At 71.8% G+C, this 1,035-nt stretch carries 1 protein-coding gene and 1 pseudogene; both read left to right on the forward strand.

The annotated features are described in order from the left end of the window. Positions 1 to 86: 86 nt before the first annotated feature. Positions 87 to 719, forward strand: a complete 633-nt coding sequence (locus F6X68_RS32800) for a phosphoribosyltransferase (protein WP_132235514.1) — start codon at positions 87 to 89, stop codon at positions 717 to 719. A 22-nt stretch (positions 720 to 741) separates the two neighbouring features. Then, positions 742 to 951, forward strand: a pseudogene (locus tag F6X68_RS32805) (zf-TFIIB domain-containing protein); the annotation flags it as partial. Positions 952 to 1,035: the final 84 nt, after the last annotated feature.

Consider the following 1,035-nt stretch of genomic DNA (forward strand, 5'->3'; position numbering starts at 1 on the left):
CCCTCCTCGCGTGGGCCCCCGCCCTGCACCCCCCGGTTTCCGCGAACCGGCGGGCGGAGGCCGGCGACACGGCGTAGACCTGAGGCATGACCACCTACCGCGACCGCGAAGAGGCGGGCCGGACGCTCGCCGAACGGCTCACCGCACTCATCGGCGCACCGGACGTCATCGTCCTCGGGCTGGTACGCGGCGGCGTGCCCGTGGCCCGGGTGGTCGCCGAGCGTCTCGGCGCACCCCTCGACGTGCTGGTCGTCCGGAAACTCGGCATGCCGTGGGCGCCCGAGGTGGCCTTCGGCGCGCTCGGCCCCGGCGGCGTGCGGGTCCTCAACGACGTCGTCGCCAGTCGACTCACGGAGGACGACGTCGCCGAGGTCGTCCGCCGCGAGGAGGCCGAGTTGGAACGGCGGGAACGGCTCTACCGCGCCGGTCGGCCGCCGCTCGACCTGACCGGGCGCACTGCCGTGATCGTCGACGACGGCCTGGCCACGGGGGCCACCGCCCGCGCCGCCGTCCAGGTCGCCCGTCACCTCGGCGCCCGCCGGGTCGTGGTGGCCGTCCCGGTCGGCTCCCAGGAGGCGTACGAGATGCTGGCCGCCGAGTCCGACCAGGTCGTCTGCGCCCAGCACCCGCCGGAGTTCATGGCGGTGAGCACCTACTACGAGGACTTCCACGAGGTCGCCGACTCCGAAGTCACGGAAGCGCTGACAGCGACTGCGTGACCTGACCGGGTACGGTCGGAGGATGAGCCTGACCTGTCCCAAGTGTCACGGAGAAATGCGCCAGTACGAGCGCAGCGGCGTCACCATCGACCAGTGCGGCGAATGCCGGGGGATCTTCCTCGATCGCGGTGAGCTGGAGAAGCTGTTCGAGGCGGAGGCCAACTGGAGTCGCCAGCAGGGCGCGGCCCCGGCACAGCCCGCCCACCAGCAGGGCGGCTACCCCGGCCAGCCGAACATCTCGTCCAGGAAGCTCTTGTGCTTCTTGCGCTTGTAGTGGCCGTGGTAGCCGTGGTGCTGCTGGCCCTGTCGCTTATAC

The sequence above is a fragment of the Micromonospora sp. AMSO12t genome, from assembly GCF_008806585.1.
Classification (GTDB): domain Bacteria; phylum Actinomycetota; class Actinomycetes; order Mycobacteriales; family Micromonosporaceae; genus Micromonospora; species Micromonospora reichwaldensis.